Annotated in this window: 21 protein-coding genes; 16 read left to right on the top strand and 5 right to left on the bottom strand. The window is 39.7% G+C overall.

Annotated features, from left to right (window positions below; genetic code table 11):
- Nucleotides 1–313: 313 nt before the first annotated feature.
- From CRI88_RS12880 to CRI88_RS12870, 3 genes are all read right to left on the bottom strand, one after another.
- Nucleotides 314–622: a hypothetical protein gene (locus CRI88_RS12880; RefSeq protein WP_036117651.1), complete on the bottom strand. Its 309-nt coding sequence runs from the start codon at nucleotides 620–622 to the stop codon at nucleotides 314–316.
- Nucleotides 623–646: 24 nt separating this feature from the next.
- Nucleotides 647–1027 carry a DUF7668 domain-containing protein gene (locus CRI88_RS12875; RefSeq protein ID WP_089932771.1) on the bottom strand — a complete coding sequence of 127 codons (381 nt, stop codon included), beginning with the start codon at nucleotides 1025–1027 and terminating at the stop codon, nucleotides 647–649.
- A 326-nt stretch (nucleotides 1028–1353) separates the two neighbouring features.
- On the bottom strand, nucleotides 1354–2505 hold the full coding sequence (locus CRI88_RS12870) for an MFS transporter (RefSeq protein ID WP_058843527.1): 1152 nt from the start codon (nucleotides 2503–2505) through the stop codon (nucleotides 1354–1356).
- A gap of 97 nt (nucleotides 2506–2602) precedes the next feature.
- Here CRI88_RS12870 and yeiL point away from each other — a divergent pair, with 97 nt between their 5' ends.
- The gene (gene yeiL / locus CRI88_RS12865; RefSeq protein WP_089932774.1) at nucleotides 2603–3265 is read left to right on the top strand and encodes a transcriptional regulator YeiL; all 663 of its coding nucleotides are present in this window, start codon (nucleotides 2603–2605) and stop codon (nucleotides 3263–3265) included.
- A gap of 80 nt (nucleotides 3266–3345) precedes the next feature.
- On the opposite strand, the gene CRI88_RS12860 is transcribed toward yeiL, so the two are convergent.
- Complete coding sequence (locus CRI88_RS12860) at nucleotides 3346–3663, bottom strand: hypothetical protein (RefSeq protein ID WP_036117662.1); 318 nt, start codon at nucleotides 3661–3663, stop codon at nucleotides 3346–3348.
- A gap of 283 nt (nucleotides 3664–3946) precedes the next feature.
- On the opposite strand from CRI88_RS12860, the gene CRI88_RS12855 reads away from it, so the two are divergent.
- The 15 genes from CRI88_RS12855 to panF all read left to right on the top strand — a co-directional run bounded on the left by CRI88_RS12855 (nucleotide 3947) and on the right by panF (nucleotide 20721).
- Complete coding sequence (locus CRI88_RS12855) at nucleotides 3947–4927, top strand: diaminopimelate dehydrogenase (RefSeq protein ID WP_036117665.1); 981 nt, start codon at nucleotides 3947–3949, stop codon at nucleotides 4925–4927.
- 162 nt (nucleotides 4928–5089) lie between these two features.
- Nucleotides 5090–8275, top strand: coding sequence for a winged helix-turn-helix domain-containing protein (locus tag CRI88_RS12850; RefSeq protein ID WP_058843529.1), 3186 nt, complete (start codon nucleotides 5090–5092; stop codon nucleotides 8273–8275).
- A gap of 217 nt (nucleotides 8276–8492) precedes the next feature.
- Nucleotides 8493–9026 carry a GNAT family N-acetyltransferase gene (locus CRI88_RS12845; protein ID WP_058843530.1) on the top strand — a complete coding sequence of 178 codons (534 nt, stop codon included), beginning with the start codon at nucleotides 8493–8495 and terminating at the stop codon, nucleotides 9024–9026.
- A gap of 297 nt (nucleotides 9027–9323) precedes the next feature.
- Nucleotides 9324–10562, top strand: coding sequence for a substrate-binding domain-containing protein (locus tag CRI88_RS12840; protein WP_101966707.1), 1239 nt, complete (start codon nucleotides 9324–9326; stop codon nucleotides 10560–10562).
- 61 nt (nucleotides 10563–10623) lie between these two features.
- Nucleotides 10624–11400 carry an ABC transporter ATP-binding protein gene (locus CRI88_RS12835; RefSeq protein ID WP_036117677.1) on the top strand — a complete coding sequence of 259 codons (777 nt, stop codon included), beginning with the start codon at nucleotides 10624–10626 and terminating at the stop codon, nucleotides 11398–11400.
- Nucleotides 11375–12082, top strand: a complete 708-nt coding sequence (locus tag CRI88_RS12830) for an ABC transporter ATP-binding protein (protein ID WP_036117680.1) — start codon at nucleotides 11375–11377, stop codon at nucleotides 12080–12082. Before CRI88_RS12835 ends, CRI88_RS12830 begins: the two co-directional genes overlap by 26 nt.
- 15 nt (nucleotides 12083–12097) lie before the next feature.
- The gene (locus tag CRI88_RS12825; RefSeq protein ID WP_101966706.1) at nucleotides 12098–12970 is read left to right on the top strand and encodes a branched-chain amino acid ABC transporter permease; all 873 of its coding nucleotides are present in this window, start codon (nucleotides 12098–12100) and stop codon (nucleotides 12968–12970) included.
- On the top strand, nucleotides 12967–13983 hold the full coding sequence (locus tag CRI88_RS12820) for a branched-chain amino acid ABC transporter permease (RefSeq protein ID WP_101966705.1): 1017 nt from the start codon (nucleotides 12967–12969) through the stop codon (nucleotides 13981–13983). Before CRI88_RS12825 ends, CRI88_RS12820 begins: the two co-directional genes overlap by 4 nt.
- Nucleotides 13980–14984: a 3-oxoacyl-ACP synthase gene (locus CRI88_RS12815; protein ID WP_036117689.1), complete on the top strand. Its 1005-nt coding sequence runs from the start codon at nucleotides 13980–13982 to the stop codon at nucleotides 14982–14984. The genes CRI88_RS12820 and CRI88_RS12815 overlap by 4 nt, the downstream gene beginning before the upstream one ends.
- 12 nt (nucleotides 14985–14996) lie before the next feature.
- Nucleotides 14997–15908, top strand: a complete 912-nt coding sequence (gene phaZ / locus CRI88_RS12810; RefSeq protein WP_058843536.1) for an intracellular short-chain-length polyhydroxyalkanoate depolymerase — start codon at nucleotides 14997–14999, stop codon at nucleotides 15906–15908.
- Nucleotides 15892–16623: a 3-oxoacyl-ACP reductase FabG gene (gene fabG, locus CRI88_RS12805; protein WP_101966704.1), complete on the top strand. Its 732-nt coding sequence runs from the start codon at nucleotides 15892–15894 to the stop codon at nucleotides 16621–16623. The genes phaZ and fabG overlap by 17 nt, the downstream gene beginning before the upstream one ends.
- A 13-nt stretch (nucleotides 16624–16636) precedes the next feature.
- Entirely contained in the window at nucleotides 16637–18109 is a 1473-nt protein-coding gene (locus CRI88_RS12800) for a class I adenylate-forming enzyme family protein (RefSeq protein WP_101966703.1), read from the top strand.
- Between the two features lie 48 nt (nucleotides 18110–18157).
- Nucleotides 18158–18700 carry a short-chain dehydrogenase gene (locus CRI88_RS12795; RefSeq protein WP_101966702.1) on the top strand — a complete coding sequence of 181 codons (543 nt, stop codon included), beginning with the start codon at nucleotides 18158–18160 and terminating at the stop codon, nucleotides 18698–18700.
- Nucleotides 18701–19012: 312 nt separating this feature from the next.
- Nucleotides 19013–19276, top strand: coding sequence for a YhdT family protein (locus tag CRI88_RS12790; RefSeq protein WP_101966701.1), 264 nt, complete (start codon nucleotides 19013–19015; stop codon nucleotides 19274–19276).
- Nucleotides 19276–20721, top strand: coding sequence for a sodium/pantothenate symporter (gene panF, locus CRI88_RS12785; RefSeq protein ID WP_101966700.1), 1446 nt, complete (start codon nucleotides 19276–19278; stop codon nucleotides 20719–20721). Before CRI88_RS12790 ends, panF begins: the two co-directional genes overlap by 1 nt.
- A 42-nt stretch (nucleotides 20722–20763) precedes the next feature.
- Here panF and CRI88_RS12780 read toward each other — a convergent pair whose 3' ends face one another.
- Complete coding sequence (locus CRI88_RS12780) at nucleotides 20764–21534, bottom strand: TSUP family transporter (protein WP_036117587.1); 771 nt, start codon at nucleotides 21532–21534, stop codon at nucleotides 20764–20766.
- Between the last annotated feature and the right edge of the window lie 7 nt (nucleotides 21535–21541).

Here is a 21541-nt window from a genome sequence, read left to right as displayed (position 1 = left end):
TCAAGCGGATATTTCCTTTATATAATATTTATTTATTTTCATTACCGCTATTTCGAAGACATATTAAATAATCGGGCGCAATTCTTGAAAAGGAATTGTGCCTTTTTCATTAATAGGGCCATTTAATTGAATTAAAAATGGGGCTTTATGTTAATCTTGATTTGAGTTTGTGAAACAATGTACTTAAGCTAACGATGCATTTAGTTGAATAGCAATTAGGTGTGACTGGAAGAATTGGAGATGATATAAAAAAACACCGAAGTGTCATATGTATTTTCAAATTAAGCTTATGGACAACTTGGAATTTGTGGGGTTAATCATAATAGTGAAATTCAAAACCGTCTTCTGGTTCGCCAACTTCATATCCCAATAATTTTGTAGCTCTATTCTTAAATATTGTAATCCATTCATCCCATTCTTCTGATGGTAACTTAGCATAGAATTGTAATCCACTTGATTCAATACTTACTTCTATTAATTTATCATCTGAACCATACCACTGTGGACAGCCGTTTACAAAGTTGTTCCAGTTAGGCATTTCTCTATATAAACGCTCCAACTTATCCCAAACTTCTTGTGGAGCAGAATAATGAATATTCAAATTAATATTGTATATTTCCATATGTTCTCCTTTTAATATATTGTTTTACTGTGGGTCAACTGTGATAAAAACACTTTTTAATCCGTCATCCGTATATAAAAACTCCATTTGTAAACACATATCTGCCAATTTTGAATTTGAAGTTAAAGCATAATCAACAGCAAATCCACTATTATCATTGAATTCATAGAAGTTGATTTGTGAATATTTGTATTTGGGGTGGAAATTACATGGAGCGCCATATTCATCAAATGAATCAAATCCATTTAAGTTTAATGTTTCTTGAACATAATAGAATAACTCACCAATATCATCCACTTCACATTCATCCACATAATTTAAAATGTTTTCATATTCTTTATTGTGCATTACTTTTAATATATTAGTAATAACAGTTAAAGCATATTGTTTATCTTCATTTTTCATAGTGAACCTCCAAATTCTAATTTGTCTTTCTATTCAACTGTATAATATCATAAATTTGTGAGAAAATTCACTTAAACTAACGGAGTGCTTTAGTTCAATAACGATCTTCCACAATCTGGCGCGATCATGGAAGAAGCCAATGATTATTTATTGTAGTATTGTGGTAGATGTTGTAGTAGTAAATGGGTTCATATGTTGTCCAAAAAGGATAGATGTAAACAGGTATAATTCCTGTTCATCTATCCTTTTTTTACCCACTATAATGTGTGATATTTTAATAAAATACATGATAATTAAGTTCTATATTTATTCTCACCTGCTTTTTGTTAATATTGATATTTTTTGCGCGTCAGCAGCAAAATAGCGATGGCAGGCACTGTACAAATAAGCATGGCTGCAAAGGACAGGCCAGGAGATATTTCGTATAAATATCCCCCTAAAAACGTAAGGATTGCTGTACTTAAGCCCATGGCTAATGCGGAATAGAGACCTTGCGCATTTGGAATTTGTTCCTTTGGTAGAGCTTTCGTTAAGTAGCGGATAAAAGCGAAATGTGCTAGTGCAAAGGATAATGCATGCAAGGTTTGTGAAGCAATAAATACCCAGACATTCGGGAACATAAAGATGAGTAACCAGCGCAGGGAAGAGCCGCTTGCTGCTAAGAGCAATAATGACGATGAACGCCACTTCATCAATAATGTATCGGCCTTCATAAAGTATAGGATTTCGCAAATTACTGCGATGTTAATAATCATGCCCATATAGAATGGGTCAACCTGTAAGTCTTCTAAATAAATATAACCATAGCTATAATAAGAGGCATGTGCACCCTGTAATAAAATTACGATAAATAAGACAATCGGGAAGCCCTTGATAGTCCATAAAGTCTTCATCGATAATGATTTCGCACGTTGTTCTTTTGTTGGCACAACAAGTAATTCCTTTGGAGTGGCTAATTGTTGCATAAGTAACATGCCAATCAACCCAATAATCATGCTCCAAAAGATGATGTTTTTGCCGAAAACGCCCGTCAGCATACTTATAATTAATACAGCAATCACAAACCCGAAGGAACCATAGGAACGGCTTTTGCCGTAGTGAATATTGCCATGCTGGACAAGCGTTGCTGCACTACTTTCCACAGCAGGTAATAGTGCTGGATAAAAGACACTAAATAAAATGGTCACGATTAATAATGCGATAAAGCCAGTGCTTGGAATATAAAGTAATGCAGTTAGTAGAGCACCTACTGCTAAAATCGTAATAAGACGTTTATTGTGTACATATTTTGCAAGGGTTGGAAAGAAGAAAAGATTGGACGTGGCACGAGCTAGTAGCCCACAGCCCATTACAACACTTGCCTGCGATACTGTCAGATGTTTTGCATCCACAAGCCAACCTGTCCAGTAGGGTAAGAAAATGCCCCAGGTGATGAAAAATGTAAAGAAATTCTGAGAAAGCCATCGTTGATTGTTCATATAATTACCGTACCTCCATTAACTAAGTTGAATAATAGCATGTTCATCGCTACAATAATGTGAGATATCTCATATTTTTTAGAGGGGAGAGTAAAAAATGCATATTCTAACAGCTGAAGCACGTACCCAATATCTTGAAAAATATCCGATAAATGATTTTTTCTCATTTGCTATCGATCCTTATCTGGAAGTGTGTCAATTTGACAAAGGAGAGTGGATTTTTCAGGAAGGCTCCTTTCCAGATACATTGTATTACATGATAGAAGGCAAGGCGAAGCTCTATATGACGCATAAAAATGGCAAGGTTTCACTAATTGAATATTTGGAAGCTCCTCGTTTTATGGGGGAAATTGAATTGCTTAATGAGGCGAGGTATACAAAGGGGATACAAACTGTTACCAAGACAATTTGTTACTCCATTACACAGGCATGTAAGGAAAAGTTACTTGTGGATGCCTTGTTTTTACGTAGACTTTGTGTGTTTCTAGGGGAAAAAGCCACGAACATGACATCTAAATATACACAAAATCAAGCATATCCGTTTGAGAATCGCTTAGCAGCCTTTATTCAATTATCTGCTGATCAAGGTGTCTATAAGGAAAAGCATACGGAAATCTGTGAGTATTTAGGGGTTTCTTATCGCCATTTATTATATGTATTGGCACAGTTTTGTGAAGAGAAGATATTAGAAAAACGTAAGACAGGCTACCATATTATTGATGAAAAACGTCTTGCACAGTTGGCTCAGGAGATACAATAGCGATGGACTTGCAGGAGATCGTGCTAGAAGGAAGCGCCCGATTAAGTTAGCAGAACGCTTACGAAGTACCATATCAGACTTCATATAAAGAAGTCTGGGTTTGGCTTGTTGTATTCACTTTTTTTAATGAACCAGCGAGCGATGTCCTTACCACTATGGTAGAAGTCTACCTCATGCACCTTATTTTTTTGGATGGTGATGTCTAGCGTGTTTTCCATAACGTCAAAAGGTAAAACACCGATACATAAAGGATTGTTTGGTAAAAGACTTTCATGTGGTTTACGAACAGTTTGTTTCGCTTCAAGGTGCTTGTTCGCCGTATTATTTTGTGTCATATGGAATGCAAGTAGTTCTCCTTGTGCCAATGCCGTGCTTGATGAGTAACCAGTACTTTTCATTCAACATGCCCCCTTTTGTCGTTACATTTATTGTACAAGACTGGTTGGAAAAATAGCCGTTATTTACAAGGCTTTTACAATAACTTTAAGATTCATGGAATATTTAGTAATTTGTAACCGCATTCATACCGTTTTTGGATAAAAACCATAGAAAACTGATATAAATTCTTTTTGAAAAACTCATACTCAAACTATTGTGAATTTTTCTAACACAAAGTATTATTGTAATTAGATTTAACGTGAAAGTTTTCACAAAGTCACGAAATCGTTAGGAGGAATTTTAATGAGTGCAATTCGAGTAGGTATTGTAGGATATGGAAATTTAGGACGTGGTGTGGAGTATGCTATTTCACAAAATCCAGATATGGAAGTAGTAGCGGTGTTCACACGTCGTGATCCTTCAACAGTAAACGTAGCAAGCAATGCGAGCGTATATTTAGTAGATGACGCCGAAAAATTCCAAAACGACATTGATGTCATGATTTTATGTGGTGGCTCTGCAACGGATTTACCAGAACAAGGACCACATTTTGCACAATGGTTTAATACAATTGATAGCTTCGATACACATGCGAAAATTCCTGAATTTTTCGATGCTGTAGACGCAGCGGCACAAAAATCTGGTAAAGTGTCTGTTATCTCAGTTGGATGGGATCCAGGTTTATTCTCCTTAAATCGTCTACTAGGAGAATCCGTATTACCAGTTGGTACAACATATACATTCTGGGGCGATGGTTTAAGTCAAGGTCACTCAGATGCAGTACGTCGTATCGAAGGTGTTAAAAATGCTGTTCAATACACATTGCCAATTAAAGAAGCTGTAGAACGTGTACGTAATGGTGAAAACCCTGAATTAACAACACGTGAAAAACATGCACGTGAATGTTGGGTTGTGTTAGAAGACGGTGCAGATGCTGCAAAAGTGGAACAAGAAATTGTCACAATGCCTAACTATTTCGATGAATATAACACAACAGTTAACTTCATCTCTGAAGATGAATTTACAGCAAACCACACAGGTATGCCACATGGTGGTTTTGTCATTCGCAGTGGTGACAGTGGAGCAAACGATAAACAAATTCTCGAATTCTCATTAAAACTTGAAAGTAATCCAAACTTCACATCTAGTATATTAGTGGCTTATGCACGTGCTGCGCATCGTCTAAGTCAAGCTGGTGATAAAGGAGCGAAAACAGTATTTGATATTCCATTCAGTCTGCTTTCACCAAAATCAGCTGCTGAATTACGTAAAGAATTACTATAATCATAGAAAATCACCCGATTATCATTCATTTGATTATCGGGTTTTTTATTTTTGCCATTCATTCGATAAAATATGGTAAACTGTCAATAATTTAATAATCTGAATTTTTGTGAAAAAATGGAGCTATTGTAACCTTACACAAATTTGGAGGTTATCGTTAACATGACAGATATTATTATTCAATCAAAATGTATGGCACCAAGTCCATCCACTCATTGTATCAATAGAGCCGCACTTATGAAGACATTAAAGAAGAGTCATCACCATACTTGTACATTTATTCATAGTGGTGCAGGGTATGGTAAAACGACCATCCTCACACAATTTCTCTCGAACGAAGCGAATAAATTTTCTTGGTATAGTATTTCCGAAGAAGATGATAATTTATTACCCTTTTTAAGACATCTTTTTTTTAGCATACAGCGAGCTGTGCCGAATTTTGGTCCTACATTCGATGAGTGGAATCAATTGTCACGCTTCCCTAAAATGGAGGAGCTGAATCGCTGGTATAAGCTTTTTGTCAATTGCCTATGTAGCATAGAGGAGCCATTTCTAATTGTCATTGATGATTTTCATTTAGTGGATCACGTCTTTTCAATTAATTATTTTATGGAGAAAGTTATTGAATTTGCTCCACCAGCGATTCATTTTATTATCGCATCTAGAACATTACCGAATTGGGATATTATGAGAAAATTAAAGCTGCAAAAGAAGTGGCTAGTGATCAACGAGGACGAGCTGGCCTTTTCAACTGAGGAAATTGCTGTTTTTTTTGAAGAATATGTAGACGTGCATTTATCCGATGCTGAAATGGCCAAGATATTGGAGATCACAGAAGGCTGGGCCATCAGTCTTTCCTTGTTAGCAGAGCAATGGCATCATGTTTCTTTAGATTATTGGCTAATGATTTCTCCGAATGATCTTTTCACCTATTTGTCAGAAGAGGTTTATAGTAGGATGACTGCAACGGAGCAAGAGACCATTTTAAAACTAGCTATTTTTCCTACATTTTCAGCGGAGCTATTGGAAGATTTTTATGGCTTTGAGATGGCACAAATGTTGAATACTTTATCACAGCGTCATTTATTTATTCAACCAGTGACAACAGATGGTTTATACCGCTTCCATGCTTTGTTTAGTCGGTTTTTAGAAATGAAATGGCGTCAGCATACAAGTTGCTATACGGACCTTCATAAACAAGCGGCATTCTATTATATGGAACGGCATAATATTCAAGCTGTGCTTTATCATGCCTTTAAAACGAATGACCATGATTTTTGTGGAGAGCTATTACAGCGTCATGCAGAGCCATTAGTACGTGCTGGACAATTTGAATGGTTATTAGAAAAAATCAATCGATTTACTGTACAAGAAAAAGATACATTTTATAGATTATATTATTTTGATGGCGAATGCCATCGCTACCGTGCTTATTATGAAAGGGCGAAACAATCCTACGACAAGTGTGCAATGATCGCACAGCAGCAGCAGGATCACCTATTTATGACAAAATCTCAAGCAGGTTTGGCACATATTTACTTAGACACTATACAGCCTGCATTAGCAGAGCCTTATTTAGAAAAAGCATTAGAGCTTGCCAAATATACCCCCTTACTAAAAGAGGAATTATTAGAACTTCAACGGCAATATGCTGAAAACTTAGTGAACTTAGGGAAGGCCAAGGGTGCACAGTTATTTATGGAGGACGTGGCATTGCCAGCGGATGTCATGCAACGAGCGAATGTGGATGTCCGAGTTTTACTACGGACTGGGCAATTACGAGAGGCGAAGGAATTATTAGCACAGCGCCTTGAATTGCCACCTCAGCTTGTGGCAACCCATCGTGAAAGTGAACTACTAGCAGCATTTGTCTATGCATTGTTAGGACAAGGAAAGGAAGCTTGGTATGCAGCCCAGCATGGGATACGCAGGGGGTTAAGAGAGAAGTCTATTTTTATAGAGGCGGTTGGTTATATCAGAAAAGCACATGCGCTACTATTAATGGATTTCCCAGATTATCAAGGGGCATGTCAAGCCTATGAAAAAGCGTTGACTTTATTGAATGCCATTAATATTTCTCGAGTTAAGGCCGAACCTTATATGGGGCTAGCGATTGCTAAACATTATTTAGGAGATATAGTAGCGGCTAAGAAATACTTGGCATTGGGCTTACGAGAAACCGAGCAAGTACAAGATGCTTGGATGACAGGCCTCATTCTTTTAGCGGAAGTGAAAATCATTCTCTCCCAGCAAGAAACAGAACGAGCGAAGCAATTAGTAAGGAAGGCACAACAACTATTTCAGGAATGCGGAGATCGCAATGGCTTGATGCATGTTCTATTCTATCAATCCGTTATCGCGTTTCAAGAAAATAATAGAGACCAATTTCATCCGTATTTTCAACAGTTTGCGCAATTATGTTTGGCAAATGGCTATGACTATTTTTTACAAAGGAAAATGATACTTGGTCCAAGTGATCGAATGATTTTCTATGAGCTATTGCATTTTAGCCAAACAGGAGGTGTGGAACATGCAGCCATTCTTACATTACGAAGCTATTTTCAAGTGGAGGACAGTATCAATTATCCGCATGATGCAATACAAATCAATCTTTTTGGGAGTTTAAGTTTAATTCGAGCACAAAGAAAGCTCGAAGATAAAGAATGGCAACGTGATAAATCGAAGGAATTGTTCGTGTATCTATATTGTCATCGCAATCGTTTTACACCAAAGGAAGAAATAGCGCAGGCATTATGGCCAGACCGCACTGTCGAGTCTTTAGATCGGGATTTTAAAGTGGTCTTAAATACATTATTAAAAGTGTTGGAGCCACAACGACATGCAAGGCAGGAGAGCTTTTTTATTCAACGTAAGAATAATATGTATCAGTTGCAAAATATTGCCTTTCTCCAAATTGACGTGGAACGATTTCACTATTATTACAACCTAGGAATGGAGGAATTTGATCCACAGTTGTCCGATGAATGGCTACTGTTAGCGGAAGCGAGTTATCCAGACGCCTTATATGCAGAAAAAAAGCAAATCGACTGGCTTACTCAAGATCGCGAAAAGCTACAATTTTTATATATAGAAGTTCTAGAACGTTTGGCACAAAATGCCACAAGGCAGCAGCAATATAAAAAAGCCATCCACTATGCAGAGAAAATAATTGGAGAGGATGCACTATGGGAGGAGGGCTATCGCCTGCTTATGTACAGCTACTACCAACTCCAAAACCGTTCTCTAGCATACAAATGGTACGAAAAATGTGTACAGCAGTTACAGAGCGAATTAAATACAACCCCTATGGAGTCGACCATGGCTGTCTATGATTTAATTATGGGATAGCTAGTGCCGTCGTTTAAATGAGGGAATCTTATTCGGGTGGTACTACTTTGTAGTGTAGGGAGAGCCACTCATAAGTAGAAATGAACTATATGAACAAGTTAAAAAAAGCAACATATTTAAATGCCATTTTGTCAGACAAATAAAAGGCTGGCCACAATTTGCAGATTGAACAAGATGAGTGAATGGTTGAATCGTGTAGAAGGAGAGATGAATTAAAGTGATACTTGCAAATGAAAAATTATTTTTAAGGGAATTCACGCCACATGACTGGATTGATGTTCATAAATATGCCTCACAGGAGATTGTTTGTAGGTATCAAACATGGGGACCGAATACAGAGGAGGATTCAAAAGAATTCATTCAGGATGCACTCGATGAAGCAAGACAAACACCAAGGGAAAGATATGTTTTTGCTATTATTTATCAAGAAACTTTAATAGGTTCGGTTGAGATAATGATTAGGGATTTCACGAATAAGGTGGGGGAAATTGGCTATATTGTTAACCCTGACTATTGGGGGAAGGGAGTAGCAACGCAGAGTGCTAAATTAGTGATCACTTTCGGTTTTGACACATTAAAGCTCCATCGTATTTATGCAACATGTGACCCAAGAAACATTGGATCATCAAAGGTTTTAGAAAAGGTTGGAATGGCCAAAGAAGGAATATTACGTGAAAATATGTTAATGAAAGACGGTATTTGGCGAGATTCCTTCTTGTATAGTGTATTGAAGCAGGAATGGTCTTCATGAAGCGTACTACAGAATGCAGTTTGAAACACTAAAAAATAGTTCCTAATACAAAAGACAAAAATGTTGTATATTCAACGTTTTTGTCTTTCTTTTTACCTGATGTAATTAGTAGCGTAGCGATAAATCTTTTAACACTTTTAAATTTTTAATAAATAATTCCATAACATCGATACAGAAAAATGCTTTGTACTTTTGTGCAAAGCATTTTTTGTAACTAATTTGTAACTGGACTTTTGTATAGTGTTGTCATAGCAAGAAAGCGCTTTCTATGGAGCTTATTTTAAAGGGGGGTATAGGATGAAGAAGCGGTGGTATTGGTTTCTTTTAGTAATGTTGGCTGTGGTGTTGGTAGCTTGTAGTGGGGAGGATACGAAGGATGATGCAACAGATGCAGATTCCTCCGATGGTGAGACAAAAGCGGTGACGGCGGAAGGAGGCACGATTAAGATTGGGGTGCTTGCTTCGTTAACGGGGGCGCTTGAATCATATGGGAAGCAGACGCAGCGGGGATTTGATTTAGGGATTGAGTATGCGACTGGTGGGACGATGGAGGTCAATGGTAAGAAAATCGAGGTTGTGTATGAGGATACGGAGACGAAGCCGGAGGTGGCCGTGCAGAAAGCAACAAAGCTATTAGAAGATGACCAGGTTGATTTTTTAGTAGGTTCTTCAAGTTCTGGTGATACCCTTGCTGTTCTACCGCTGGCGGAGGAGTATGAAAAAATTATGGTGGTGGAGCCTGCGGTGGCTGACAGTATTACAGGTTCTGAGTTTAATGAGTATATTTTCCGTACAGGTCGTAATTCATCACAGGATGCCTATGCAGCCGCGGCGGCTATTGCTAGTAAAGGTGTGAAGATTGCTACATTTGCCCCAGATTACTCGTTTGGCTGGGATGGGGTGAATGCGTTTAAAACGGCAGCGGAGAAATTAGGTGCTGACATTGTGTTAGATGAGTATGCAGACCCAGCAGCAACAGACTTTACGTCTAATTTACAAAAGGTGCTAGATGCTAAGCCTGATTATTTATTCGTTGTCTGGGCAGGAGCAAATTCACCATGGAATCAAATCGCAGATCTTAAAATTCAAGAAAAGGGCATTAAAATTTCAACGGGAGCACCTGATATTATAGCGCTTCAATTTATGAATCCATTGGTTGGTATGGAAGGTTTTTCGGTGTATTACCACACACTACCGCAAAATGATGTAAATAAATGGTTAGTTGAGGAACATCAAAAACGTTTCAATAAAGTACCTGACTTATTTACACCTGGCGGCATGTCTGCGGCGATTGCCATTATGGAGGCATTGAAAAAATCGGAGGGAGATGCAGATGCCAACAAGCTGATCGGCATAATGGAGGGGATGTCATTTGAGACACCAAAAGGTACGATGACGTTCCGTGAAGAGGACCATCAAGCCCTTCAATCGATGTATTCAATTCGCTTAGAGCAACAGGATGGCGTGGATTATCCAGTACCCGTACTTATTCGGGAGTTAAGTCCTGAGGAAACAGCACCACCTGTTATGAATTAAACAAATGAGAGGCAGCATGGCTGTCTTTCTACATAACTATTAGAGGAGAAGGGAGTAGAGGATGGAGCCAATACTACACACAGACAATTTAACGATTCAGTTTGGGGGACATACGGCGGTGGATTGCGTTAATTTTCAAATGCCTGAAAAGCATTTAAAGTCCATTATAGGGCCGAACGGTGCTGGGAAAACAACATTCTTTAATTTGATTAGTGGAGAGCTAAAACCAACTGCGGGTGATGTTTATTTTAAAGGGCAATCACTTGCCCAAAAGTCGGCCATCGAAAGAACACGTATGGGGTTGGGTCGATCCTTTCAAATCACGAATGTGTTTCCAAATTTAACGGTTCTCGAAAATGTTCGTTTAGCCGTGCAGTCAAAGGAAAAGATTCGTTATCAGCTATTTCGACACTACAAAAGCTATAAGGCGATTACCGACAAAGCGGAGGAGCTATTATCACTCGTTTTACTCGACAATAAACGGGACGCCCTGACAACGATCCTATCACACGGGGAGAAAAGAAAGCTTGAGATTGCCATGCTACTTGCGTTGGATACGGAAATTCTGCTACTCGATGAACCAACAGCTGGTATGTCTTTAGAGGAAGTACCTACGATTTTAGAGGTCATTCGGACCATTAAAAATCAAGGGAATAAAACCATTCTGCTCATTGAACATAAAATGGATATGATTTTAGATTTATCGGATTCCATTATGGTGTTATTTAATGGTCAGCTACTAGCAGATGGTTCACCCGTGGAAATTATGAATAATGATACCGTACAACAAGCATATTTAGGAGGGCTGTACGATGACCACCTTACTGACATTAAATGAGGTTCACACGCATATCGGCCAATATCACATTTTGCAGGGAGTTAATTTTGAAGCGAGGGAGGGACAGGTTAGCGTACTGCTTGGACGAAATGGTGCAGGTAAAACAACGACCTTGAAAACAATTATGGGATTAACACCTGCGACAAATGGCGAAATCGCCTTTCGCTCCCACTCCATTAAAAAAAGCCCAACATACAAGGTGGCTAAATTAGGGATAGGTTATGTGCCTGAAAATCAAGGGATTTTTGCAGATTTAACGGTAGAGGAAAATATGAAGGTAGCCATGTATAGGGAGGATACTGCCACGTTAGAGCGACAGCAATATGTGCTGGAGCTGTTTCCCGATTTGAAGAAGTTTTGGAAAAAGGCTGGCGGGCATTTATCAGGAGGGCAAAAGCAAATGCTGTCCATGGCAAGAGCCTTTATCAATGATAGCCAATTAATATTAATTGACGAGCCTTCCAAGGGGCTTGCGCCCATAGTGGTGGAGAAGGTGATGGAAGCGATTATGGAAATGAAAAAGAAAACGTCCATTGTTCTTGTTGAACAAAACTTTATGATGGCAAGCCGGATTGGTGATACCTATACTTTGATCGATGATGGCAAAACAGTAAATTCGGGCATGATGGAGGATCTGATTGTCAATGAAGAACTAAAACGCAAGTATTTAGGAATTGGATAAAGGAGGTGACCATCATTGGAGCTTTTCATCAATTTACTCATTAATGGCTTAGCAACAGGGATGCTGATCTTTCTGCTGGCGGCAGGTTTGACGTTAATTTTTGGCTTAATGGATGTGTTGAATTTTGCACATGGTGGATTATTTGTTTGGGGAGCCTATGCGGGAATCTTTACCTATATGTGGACAGAAAGCTTTATCGTAGGAATTATAGGTGCGCTTGTGACGGGCGCGTTACTTGGACTGCTTACAGAGAAATTGATTATTACGCCTGTTTACGGCAATCATATTCAGCAAATTTTAATTACGTTAGGGCTTATGCTCGTTTTGCAGGAATTCATCAAGGTGATTTTTGGTCCAAATGGTGTGGCCGTGAAAACGCCGAGCTATTTAGCGGGAAGCTGGGAATTTGGTGACGTGATTATCATCAAATATCGCCTATTTATTATTGTTATAGGGTTTGTGATTTTTGGTGTTTTTCAATATATGCTGAAACGCACGAAGATTGGGTTGATCGTTCGAGCTGGTGTGCAGGATAAGGAAATGGCACAGGCTCTTGGTATTCATATTAAGCGTGTATTTCTATATGTCTTTATGGTGGGTGCGGCTCTTGCGGCACTTAGTGGAATGTTGATGGCTCCGTATTCGGGCGTCATCTATGCGGAGATGGGCATGGAGTACGCCATTTTAGGATTTATTGTCGTCGTCATTGGCGGAATGGGTAGTTTTTCAGGCTCATTGTTGGCTGCTATTTTAGTAGGGCTAGCAGGTAGCTTTATGGCTTATTATGTGCCTGTGCTGTCACTAGCAGTCAATATGATTTTAATGGCCATCGTTTTAATTTTCCGTCCACAGGGGCTGTTTACGATGCGAAAGGAGCGAACATCATGAACAAGAAAATGTCCTTACGCTCTATCGCTTTTTTCCTGTTATTGGCGATTTTTATCGTGCTCCCTTTTGTCAATGATTCAAGGACGCTGCTTATTTTACTGACACAAATTTTCATTTTTGGCATACTGGCGATGAGCTATGATATTTTGCTCGGTTATACAGGAATCGTTTCCTTTGGACACGCTATGTTTTTTGGTATTGGCGCTTACACGACAGCAGTCATGCTCAAGCAAATGGAGAACACACTATTCATCTTTGTGCTGTCCATCGTGATAGGCATGGTAATAGCAGGCTTTGTTAGTTTTTTAGTAGGTTTATTAACCTTGCGCTTGAAAAGTCATTTTTTTGCGATGCTCACACTAGCCTTCTCGGGGTTATTTTTAGTAGTAGCTGAAAAGTGGCGCTCTGTCACGTATGGCAATGATGGCTTTACTTTTCGAGCACCAGATATTTTTAGAGATCGGATGACCTTCTATTTCTTTGTGTTAGCAAGCTTAGTTGTCATCTTTTTAGCGCTCCACCGTTTTGTTAACTCGCCGACAGGTCGACTACTAATTGCTGTTCGGGAAAATGAACAACGGACGAAATCATTAGGCTTTAATACCTTGCACTATAAAGTGGTTGCCTCCGTTGTTGCAGGCATTGTTGCGAGCTTTGCAGGCTCCTTATATGCGATTTCTTTACGCTTTGTTAACACAAGTGTGATGGCGATGGATATTACACTCGATGCGCTATTAATGACGATTATTGGTGGAGTCGGCACTTTAGTAGGGCCATTACTAGGGGCAGCAGTGATTGAATATGCACAGCATGCATTATCAGGGCTAGCACGAGATTACCCTATTTTTGAACGCTGGATTATCTTCTTTGGGATTCTCTATATTTTAGCCGTTATCTTTTTCCCGAAAGGTATTATTGGCTCACTAAGACTGCTGTTTTGGAAATGGCGAGCAAAGCTAAAGCAAAGAAAAAAGCCCGTAGCTCTGCCCCAGGAAAAGGAGCGATTTGAATGACTGTTGGTATTGTCAGTACAGGTATCTATCTACCTCAAAATAAAATGACTTCGCAGGACATTGCTGCTCTTTCAAATATTCCAGAGGACATTATCCGTCAAAAAATGGGTATTCATGAAAAGCCAATCCCTGGTGAGCATGATCATACCGTGCAAATGGGCATATGGGCAGCACAGGATGCGATAAAAAAAGCAAATCTGGACCCGAAAGATATTGATGTGATCATCTATATGGGTGAAGAGCATAAGGAATACCCACTATGGACAGCCTCCATCAAAATGCAAGAGGAGCTTGGTGCGGTTAATGCATGGGCATTTGATGTGCAATTGCGCTGTGGCACGACGATCATGGCATTGAAAGTAGCGAAAAGTTTAATGGCATCAGATGACACAATTCATACCATTCTTTTAGCAGGTGGCTATCGCAATGTGGATTTTATCGATTACAGCAATCCACGAACGCGCTTTATGTACAATTTGGCGGCTGGTGGAGGTGCCATATTGCTACAAAAAAACTATGAAAAAAATCAGCTTTTAGAGGCGGAAATTATAACAGATGGTTCTTTCTCAGAGGATGTAGTTGTACCAGTTGGAGGTACGAAAACACCGTTAACACCATTCCATTTAACAGAAAATTTATATCAGCTTGACGTTTTGGACCCGATTGGGATGAAGGAGAGGTTAGAACAAAAATCATTAAGCCATTTTTTGAAGGTTATTCGCTGTTCTCTAGCGAAAAGTGGATACAGTGAAGAACAGCTCGACTACTTAGCGATGCTGCATATGAAAAGGTCTGCACATGATTATATTTTAGCAGAGCTTGGCTTACAGCAGGAACAGTCTATTTACTTACAAGACTATGGACATATTGGGCAAATCGATCAAATATTGTCCTTACAGCTAGCTCAGGAGCAAAATCGTATTCAAGCAGGTGCTCTTGTGACGCTAGTGAGTGCAGGCATTGGCTATGTTTGGGGGGCTATCACAATACGTTGGGGATAAGGGGGAAATGGTATGTTACAAACAATTCAACTAGCAAATGGTGAGACGATGGCATATCGCAAAAGAGCTGGAGGAAGTCATCCTTTAGTGTTGGTTCATGGCAATATGACTTCCTCTAAGCATTGGGATGTGCTGATAGATGCTTTAGATGATAAATACACCATCTATGCAATCGATTTACGAGGCTTTGGAGGTTCATCCTATCATCAGCCAATCTATACCATTAAAGATTTTAGTGATGATGTTAAGCTATTTGTGGATGCGATGCAATTGCAAAGCTTTGACATGATTGGCTGGTCAACTGGCGGAGCTGTTTGTATGCAGTTTGCAGCCAATTATCCAGGTTATTGCCAGCAATTAATCTTACTGGCCTCCGCTTCTACACGTGGCTATCCATTTTATACGGATTTAGGAACAGGCGATCCAGCCTGCTTTAAGCGAGCCTATAACTATGAAGATGTACTTGTGGATACATCTAAAACCAAGCTTATCCAAGGCTTTTATGACACAAAAAACGGCGAAGGTTTACGGTCGATATGGAATGCTTTAATTTATACCCATCAGCAACCAAACGAGGAAAAATACCAAGAATATATAGAGGATATGCTAACACAGCGCAACTTAGCAGAGGTGTATCATGCACTCAATACATTTAATATAAGTGCTGTTGACAATGATGTGACAAAAGGGTCACACGAAGCTCTCCTACTCCAGATACCGATTTTAGTACTGAGAGGGGATCGTGACTTAGTTATTACAGAGGAAATGAATGCGGAATTACTGCAAGACTTAGGCAAAACGGCACAGTTTGTTAGCTTAAAAGATTGTGGGCATTCACCATTGATGGATGATTTAGCACAATTAACAGCTGAAATCGAGGCTTTTTTAGAAATTGGAGGAAGACAGTATGCGTTTAAACAATAAAGTAGCCATTATTACAGGTGCAGCCAATGGCATCGGCTATGCGGCTGCCGAGCGTTTCATCGAAGAAGGGGCATGGGTGTTTATCGCTGATTTCGATGAGAAGGCAGGGAATCTCGCAGCTCAACAATTAGGAGGAAACGCTATATTTATACAGGTGGATGTGGCAAGTAGAGAGAGTGTTAACCAGCTGGTGACAGCAGTGATCGAACAGGCTGGACGCATTGATATTTTAGTGAATAATGCAGGTATTACAAGAGATGCAATGCTAACAAAGATGACAGATGACCAATTTCAGCAGGTGTTAGATGTCAATTTGACAGGCGTTTTTCATTGCACACAGGAGGTCATTCCCCATATGGTGGCAGCTGGAGGTGGCAAAATCATTAATACATCATCGGTTAGTGGGGTCTATGGCAATGTTGGTCAAACGAATTATGCAGCGACGAAAGCTGCCATTGTAGGGATGACCAAAACATGGGCAAAGGAATTAGGGCGTAAAGGCATCAATGTCAATGCAGTGGCACCTGGCTTTACAGAAACAGCTATGGTCAAAAAGATGCCTGAAAATATTTTGGCTCAAATGCGGGCAATCGTGCCGTTACAACGTTTAGGAACCCCACGGGATATAGCCAATGCCTATTTGTTTTTAGCATCTGATGAGGCATCGTATGTTCATGGTCATACGCTTCATGTAGATGGCGCCATTATGATGTGATGGGGGTGTCAAGATGTTTGTTGAGCAAGAATGGATTTTAAAACGTGCCGCCTTAACGCCTCATCACATCGCCTTGATTAATCTAGCGTCAGAGGAGCAATGGACCTATCAGCAATTATCAGAGGAAATCGGCAAATGGAGTCAATTTTTCGAGCGTCAGCAGCTAAAAAAAGGCAGTAGAGTCGCAGTTTTTGCGAGAAATCATATCCAACTTTTTGCTATTTTATTTGCCTGTGGGCTACGAGGGCTTATTTATGTGCCATTAAACTGGCGATTAAGTAGAGAGGAATTAATACAAATTTTGGAGGATGCGACCCCTTCCATTCTCTTGTATGAAGAAGAGAGTCATTGTTCTTTGGTGGTAGAAAAAATGTTTCCACTTCATCTCATTAAGCACGAGAAGGCAACGCTACCAAGTAGGCAAGACGTGGACTTGAATGATCCATGGCTAATGATTTATACCGGAGGCACAACAGGTCGTCCAAAGGGTGTTGTGCTATCCTTTCAGTCGGTCAATTGGAACGCAATCAATACAATTATTAGCTGGGGTTTACAGGAGAAAGATCGGACATTAAATTATATGCCGATGTTTCATACAGGTGGCTTAAATGCTTTATGCATACCTCTTCTTATGGTGGGAGGAACCGTCATCATTGGCGATAAGTTTGAAGCGGAAGCCGCACTGCGGGCAACGAATCAATATCAAACGACAATTTCCCTTTTTGTCCCAACGATGTATCAAGCGATGATTGCTACGGAATACTTTCGAGAAAATCATTTCCCCTCGATGAACGTATTTTTATCTGGCGGTGCCCCATGCCCACATCCCATTTATGATGTCTTTCATAAAAAGGGGTTATTCTTTAAGGAGGGCTATGGCTTAACAGAGGCGGGACCTAATAACTTTTATATTGCGAGAGAAGATGCTTACGCGAAAAAAGGGGCTGTTGGGAAAAGCATGCAGTTTAATGAAGCGAAAATCATTAATCAAGCTGGGCAAAGCTGTGCACCTCGTGAAGTGGGCGAGCTTCTGGTAAGAGGTAAGCATATGTTCCGTTTTTATTGGAATAACAAGCAAGAAACCGCCAATATCCTACAAGACGGCTGGTTAAAAACAGGTGATTTGGCGACGATGGATGAGGATGGTGATTTTTATATCGTCGGTCGTAGAAAAGAGATGATTATCTCCGGTGGTGAAAATGTCTACCCTCAGGAAGTGGAGCAATGTATGCTGCAGCATCCAGACGTACAGGAGGTTGCCGTGATTGGGGTAGCAGACGATTATTGGGGTGAGATTGTAACCGCATTTATTGTTTGTTGTCATCAAGTAGCGACTATCTTAGATGAACTTAACGAACTGTGTCATCAACAATTAGGACGTTATAAGATTCCGAAACAAATCATTTTTTTAGACCAACTACCGAAAACAAGTGTTGGTAAAATTGATAAAAAGGCATTGCATAGGCTAGTCGATTCCACCTGCTAAGTATGATGAGTCTCTCTTAAATAAGAATTAAAAGTGAGGAACAAATGAATGGCACACGCATTAGTTATTGGTGGGACAGGAATGTTAGCTGATACAACCCTTTGGTTAGTGAAGAACGGATATGACGTTTCGGTAATTGGACGTAATGCCAATCGAATGGAATGTTTCATAAGTAAATCATCAAATCCATCACGTGTCACACCAATTTTAGTTGATTATCTTGATATAGCCTTATTAAAAGAGAAGCTAGAAGAAACGATAGCGCATAATGGACCCATTGAATTGGTCATTGCTTGGATTCACTCCTATGCTGAAACTGTATTAGAGAGCATAGCTAGTGAAATTTCAGGAATATGGAAGCTGTTTCATGTATTAGGCAGCAGCGCTAATCTAAATGAAATCAAAGATAAAATCCATCTACTTGAGATCACTCACTATCGTCAAGTCCAGCTAGGTTTCATAATGGAAAACGGTCAGTCAAGATGGCTTACACATAAGGAAATTTCACAAGGAGTCATCGATGCTATTCAGCATGATCGATCTATCAATATCGTTGGCACGCTACAGCCTTGGGAACAACGCCCGTTATAAATAGGAAATAACCTTCGTCCAACTAGTGTGACGAAGGTTATTATTTTTTATCATCATAAACGATTGTGTTGAAAAGCATTTAGATGTCATATGGGATGTAAAATAATATCCCATATTTTTACACAAAAAAATGCATTGTTTTTGATTCAAATAGTGGCGTACTAAGCTTTTAGAAGAATGCATGTTCATCTTAGGGCTCTTACTTTTGATTTCCTTAGACAGATTTTTCTTGTAAGCTTACCCTAATTTTTTCGCATCTCTTCCCATCAGACCAACATATCAGTAAAATAGAGAAGGTTAGGGGGATTGCATGTGAAAGATCAACGCTTTAAAATAGCGCATCGAGAGGCGCTTATTGGGATAGGACTAGTCCTTGTCAACTTTGCGATTTGGTTTGGCTTTGCCTATGGATTAGGTTCGGGAGACCCCAAAAATTATTCATATGTCTTTGGTTTCCCTGCTTGGTTTTTCTATAGCTGTATTGCAGGGACAGGCTTTATGATCCTACTCATCTGGGTTGTAATGAAGCTCTTCTTCAAAGAGGTGCCATTTGATGATGAGGAGGTGGATCGCTAATGCATTGGCAAGTTGTATTTCCATTGCTATTATTTTTAATTATTATTTTCGGAATTGGTGTTTGGTCCAATAAGCATATTCGGTCCTCTAATTCTTTCTTACAGGAGTATTTTCTTGGTGGTCGTGAAATGGGTGGTTTTATCCTGGCGATGACGATGATTGCTACATACGGCAGTGCGAGCAGCTTTATCGGAGGACCTGGTGTGGCCTATACGAAAGGGCTTGGCTGGGTGTTATTGGCAATGGCACAGCTGCCTGCAGGTTATTTTGTACTGATGATTTTAGGCAAGAAATTTGCTATTATCGCTCGTCGTTACCAAGCTATTACGTTAATCGATTTTTTACGAGAGCGCTACAAAAGCCATGTCATTGTAATTTTATCAGCCATTAGTATCATTGTTTTTCTATTTTCGGCTATGATGGCGCAATGGGTAGGTGGTGCACGCTTAATTGAGTCATTAACAGGCCTAAAATACACAACGGCACTATTTATTTTTGCGATTTCAGTGCTAGTGTATGTCATTATTGGTGGTTTTCGAGCTGTTGCTTTAACGGATACTGTGCAAGGTTCGATTATGGTCGTTGGCACAATTATTCTATTAATTGGCACAATTATTGCAGGTGGTGGCATCGATAATATTATGGCCTCACTTGTCGCTGAAAATCCTAATTTTGTGTCACCATTTGGAGCGCAAGGAGATTTAACACCACTGTATGTTTCGACATTTTGGATTTTAATTGGCGTAGGGGTTGTAGGGCTTCCGCAAATTGCTGTCCGTGCCATGAGCTATAAGGATTCTAAAAGTATGCACTTAGCCATCATTATTGGTACGATTGCCATCGGGACAATCATGTTTGGCATGCATTTAATTGGCGTATTAGCACGACCTGTCTTACCTGGCATTGAGATTGGTGATAAAGTAATGCCGCTTCTGACATTAAAGGTATTGCCACCATTTTTAGCGGGGATCGTCTTAGCTGCGCCAATGGCTGCTACCATGTCAACTGTCAATGCTCTGCTTATGCTGGTCAGCTCCACGGTTGTCAAAGACATTTATTTAAATTACATGAAGCCACAAGCTAGTGATGCAGAGATTAAACGTGCAAGCTTTGTTGTGACCACGGTTATTGGCTTAGCTGTTATTATCTTTGCGCTCAACCCACCCGATTTATTAGTGTGGTTGAATTTATTTGCTTTTGGTGGGCTAGAGGCTGTCTTTATCTGGACAGTAGTTTTAGGGTTGTATTGGAAAAAGGCCAATAAATACGGTGCGATGGCGTCCATGATTACAGGCATGTCCTTGTATATTATGATTGATCGCTTTTATCCTTCCGTCTTTGGTATGCACACGGTTACGATTCCCATTGTTGTATCCTTCATTATTTTTATTCTCGTTAGCTTAGCCACAAGTCATAAATTCAAAAATGAGCAACTCATGATTTAAATCAAAGAACGCCGCAGATACAAGTCTGTGGCGTTTTTGTGTTTAATGAATCATAAAATCATAGGCATTTTTCGCAAGCAATGTCACTGTCACTACGATAAAAAGCATACGAACAAAACCGCTTCCTTTTTTGATCGCCATTCGGGAGCCGAGCATAGCGCCACCAATTTGAGCAATGCCCATCACGAAGCCATAAACAAAATGGATTTGACCTAAGTAGGCGAACATACAAAGGCCTGCCACGTTACTTGCCAAATTTAAAAACTTTGCATTTCCTGCCGCCTTTAAAAAATCAAAGCCTATCAACAAGAAGCTAAAGATTAAAAAAGAGCCTGTACCAGGTCCAAGAAACCCATCATAAAAACCAATGCCAAATAATAATCCCATAAATAATAGTAAGTGGGTTCTAGAGAGAGTTTTTACGCTAGAGACAGCGCCCCAATCCTTTTTGAAAATTGTATAAACCGCAACGGCTGCCAGCATCACGAGCATTAATGGCTTTAGTAATGCTGGGTTGATTAAATGCACGGTCCATGCACCAAATAAGGAGCCGACAAAGGCAAGCGGGAAATATTTGAGAACGGATCGTATTTCAAGCTGACCAGAACGATAAAAGGAAATGGAAGATGTCAGTGAGCCCATTGTCCCAGCAAGTTTATTGGTTGCAACAGCAGCTGCTGGATTGAGACCAGCAAACAATAAAGCTGGCAATGAAATTAAACCGCCCCCTCCCACTACAGAGTCGACAAAAGCCGCCAGAAATCCAAATGAAATTAACAGGATAAGAATATGTACATCGACTTCAAAAAACATAATACAC

Origin of the sequence: Lysinibacillus fusiformis, assembly GCF_002845985.1 — a bacterium.
Lineage (GTDB): Bacteria > Bacillota > Bacilli > Bacillales_A > Planococcaceae > Lysinibacillus > Lysinibacillus fusiformis_D.
This window is presented reverse-complemented; position numbering and strand designations above follow the sequence as displayed.

What these genes read in the sequence shown, in the direction of transcription:
- CRI88_RS12880 (WP_036117651.1), bottom strand. Translation starts at nt 622, where the DNA reads ATGGAAATATACAATATTAATTTGAATATTCATTATTCTGCTCCACAA.
- CRI88_RS12875 (WP_089932771.1), bottom strand. Translation starts at nt 1,027, where the DNA reads ATGAAAAATGAAGATAAACAATATGCTTTAACTGTTATTACTAATATA.
- CRI88_RS12870 (WP_058843527.1), bottom strand. Translation starts at nt 2,505, where the DNA reads ATGAACAATCAACGATGGCTTTCTCAGAATTTCTTTACATTTTTCATC.
- yeiL (WP_089932774.1), top strand. Translation starts at nt 2,603, where the DNA reads ATGCATATTCTAACAGCTGAAGCACGTACCCAATATCTTGAAAAATAT.
- CRI88_RS12860 (WP_036117662.1), bottom strand. Translation starts at nt 3,663, where the DNA reads ATGAAAAGTACTGGTTACTCATCAAGCACGGCATTGGCACAAGGAGAA.
- CRI88_RS12855 (WP_036117665.1), top strand. Translation starts at nt 3,947, where the DNA reads ATGAGTGCAATTCGAGTAGGTATTGTAGGATATGGAAATTTAGGACGT.
- CRI88_RS12850 (WP_058843529.1), top strand. Translation starts at nt 5,090, where the DNA reads ATGACAGATATTATTATTCAATCAAAATGTATGGCACCAAGTCCATCC.
- CRI88_RS12840 (WP_101966707.1), top strand. Translation starts at nt 9,324, where the DNA reads ATGAAGAAGCGGTGGTATTGGTTTCTTTTAGTAATGTTGGCTGTGGTG.
- CRI88_RS12835 (WP_036117677.1), top strand. Translation starts at nt 10,624, where the DNA reads ATGGAGCCAATACTACACACAGACAATTTAACGATTCAGTTTGGGGGA.
- CRI88_RS12830 (WP_036117680.1), top strand. Translation starts at nt 11,375, where the DNA reads ATGACCACCTTACTGACATTAAATGAGGTTCACACGCATATCGGCCAA.
- CRI88_RS12820 (WP_101966705.1), top strand. Translation starts at nt 12,967, where the DNA reads ATGAACAAGAAAATGTCCTTACGCTCTATCGCTTTTTTCCTGTTATTG.
- CRI88_RS12815 (WP_036117689.1), top strand. Translation starts at nt 13,980, where the DNA reads ATGACTGTTGGTATTGTCAGTACAGGTATCTATCTACCTCAAAATAAA.
- phaZ (WP_058843536.1), top strand. Translation starts at nt 14,997, where the DNA reads ATGTTACAAACAATTCAACTAGCAAATGGTGAGACGATGGCATATCGC.
- fabG (WP_101966704.1), top strand. Translation starts at nt 15,892, where the DNA reads ATGCGTTTAAACAATAAAGTAGCCATTATTACAGGTGCAGCCAATGGC.
- CRI88_RS12800 (WP_101966703.1), top strand. Translation starts at nt 16,637, where the DNA reads ATGTTTGTTGAGCAAGAATGGATTTTAAAACGTGCCGCCTTAACGCCT.
- CRI88_RS12795 (WP_101966702.1), top strand. Translation starts at nt 18,158, where the DNA reads ATGGCACACGCATTAGTTATTGGTGGGACAGGAATGTTAGCTGATACA.
- panF (WP_101966700.1), top strand. Translation starts at nt 19,276, where the DNA reads ATGCATTGGCAAGTTGTATTTCCATTGCTATTATTTTTAATTATTATT.
- CRI88_RS12780 (WP_036117587.1), bottom strand. Translation starts at nt 21,534, where the DNA reads ATGTTTTTTGAAGTCGATGTACATATTCTTATCCTGTTAATTTCATTT.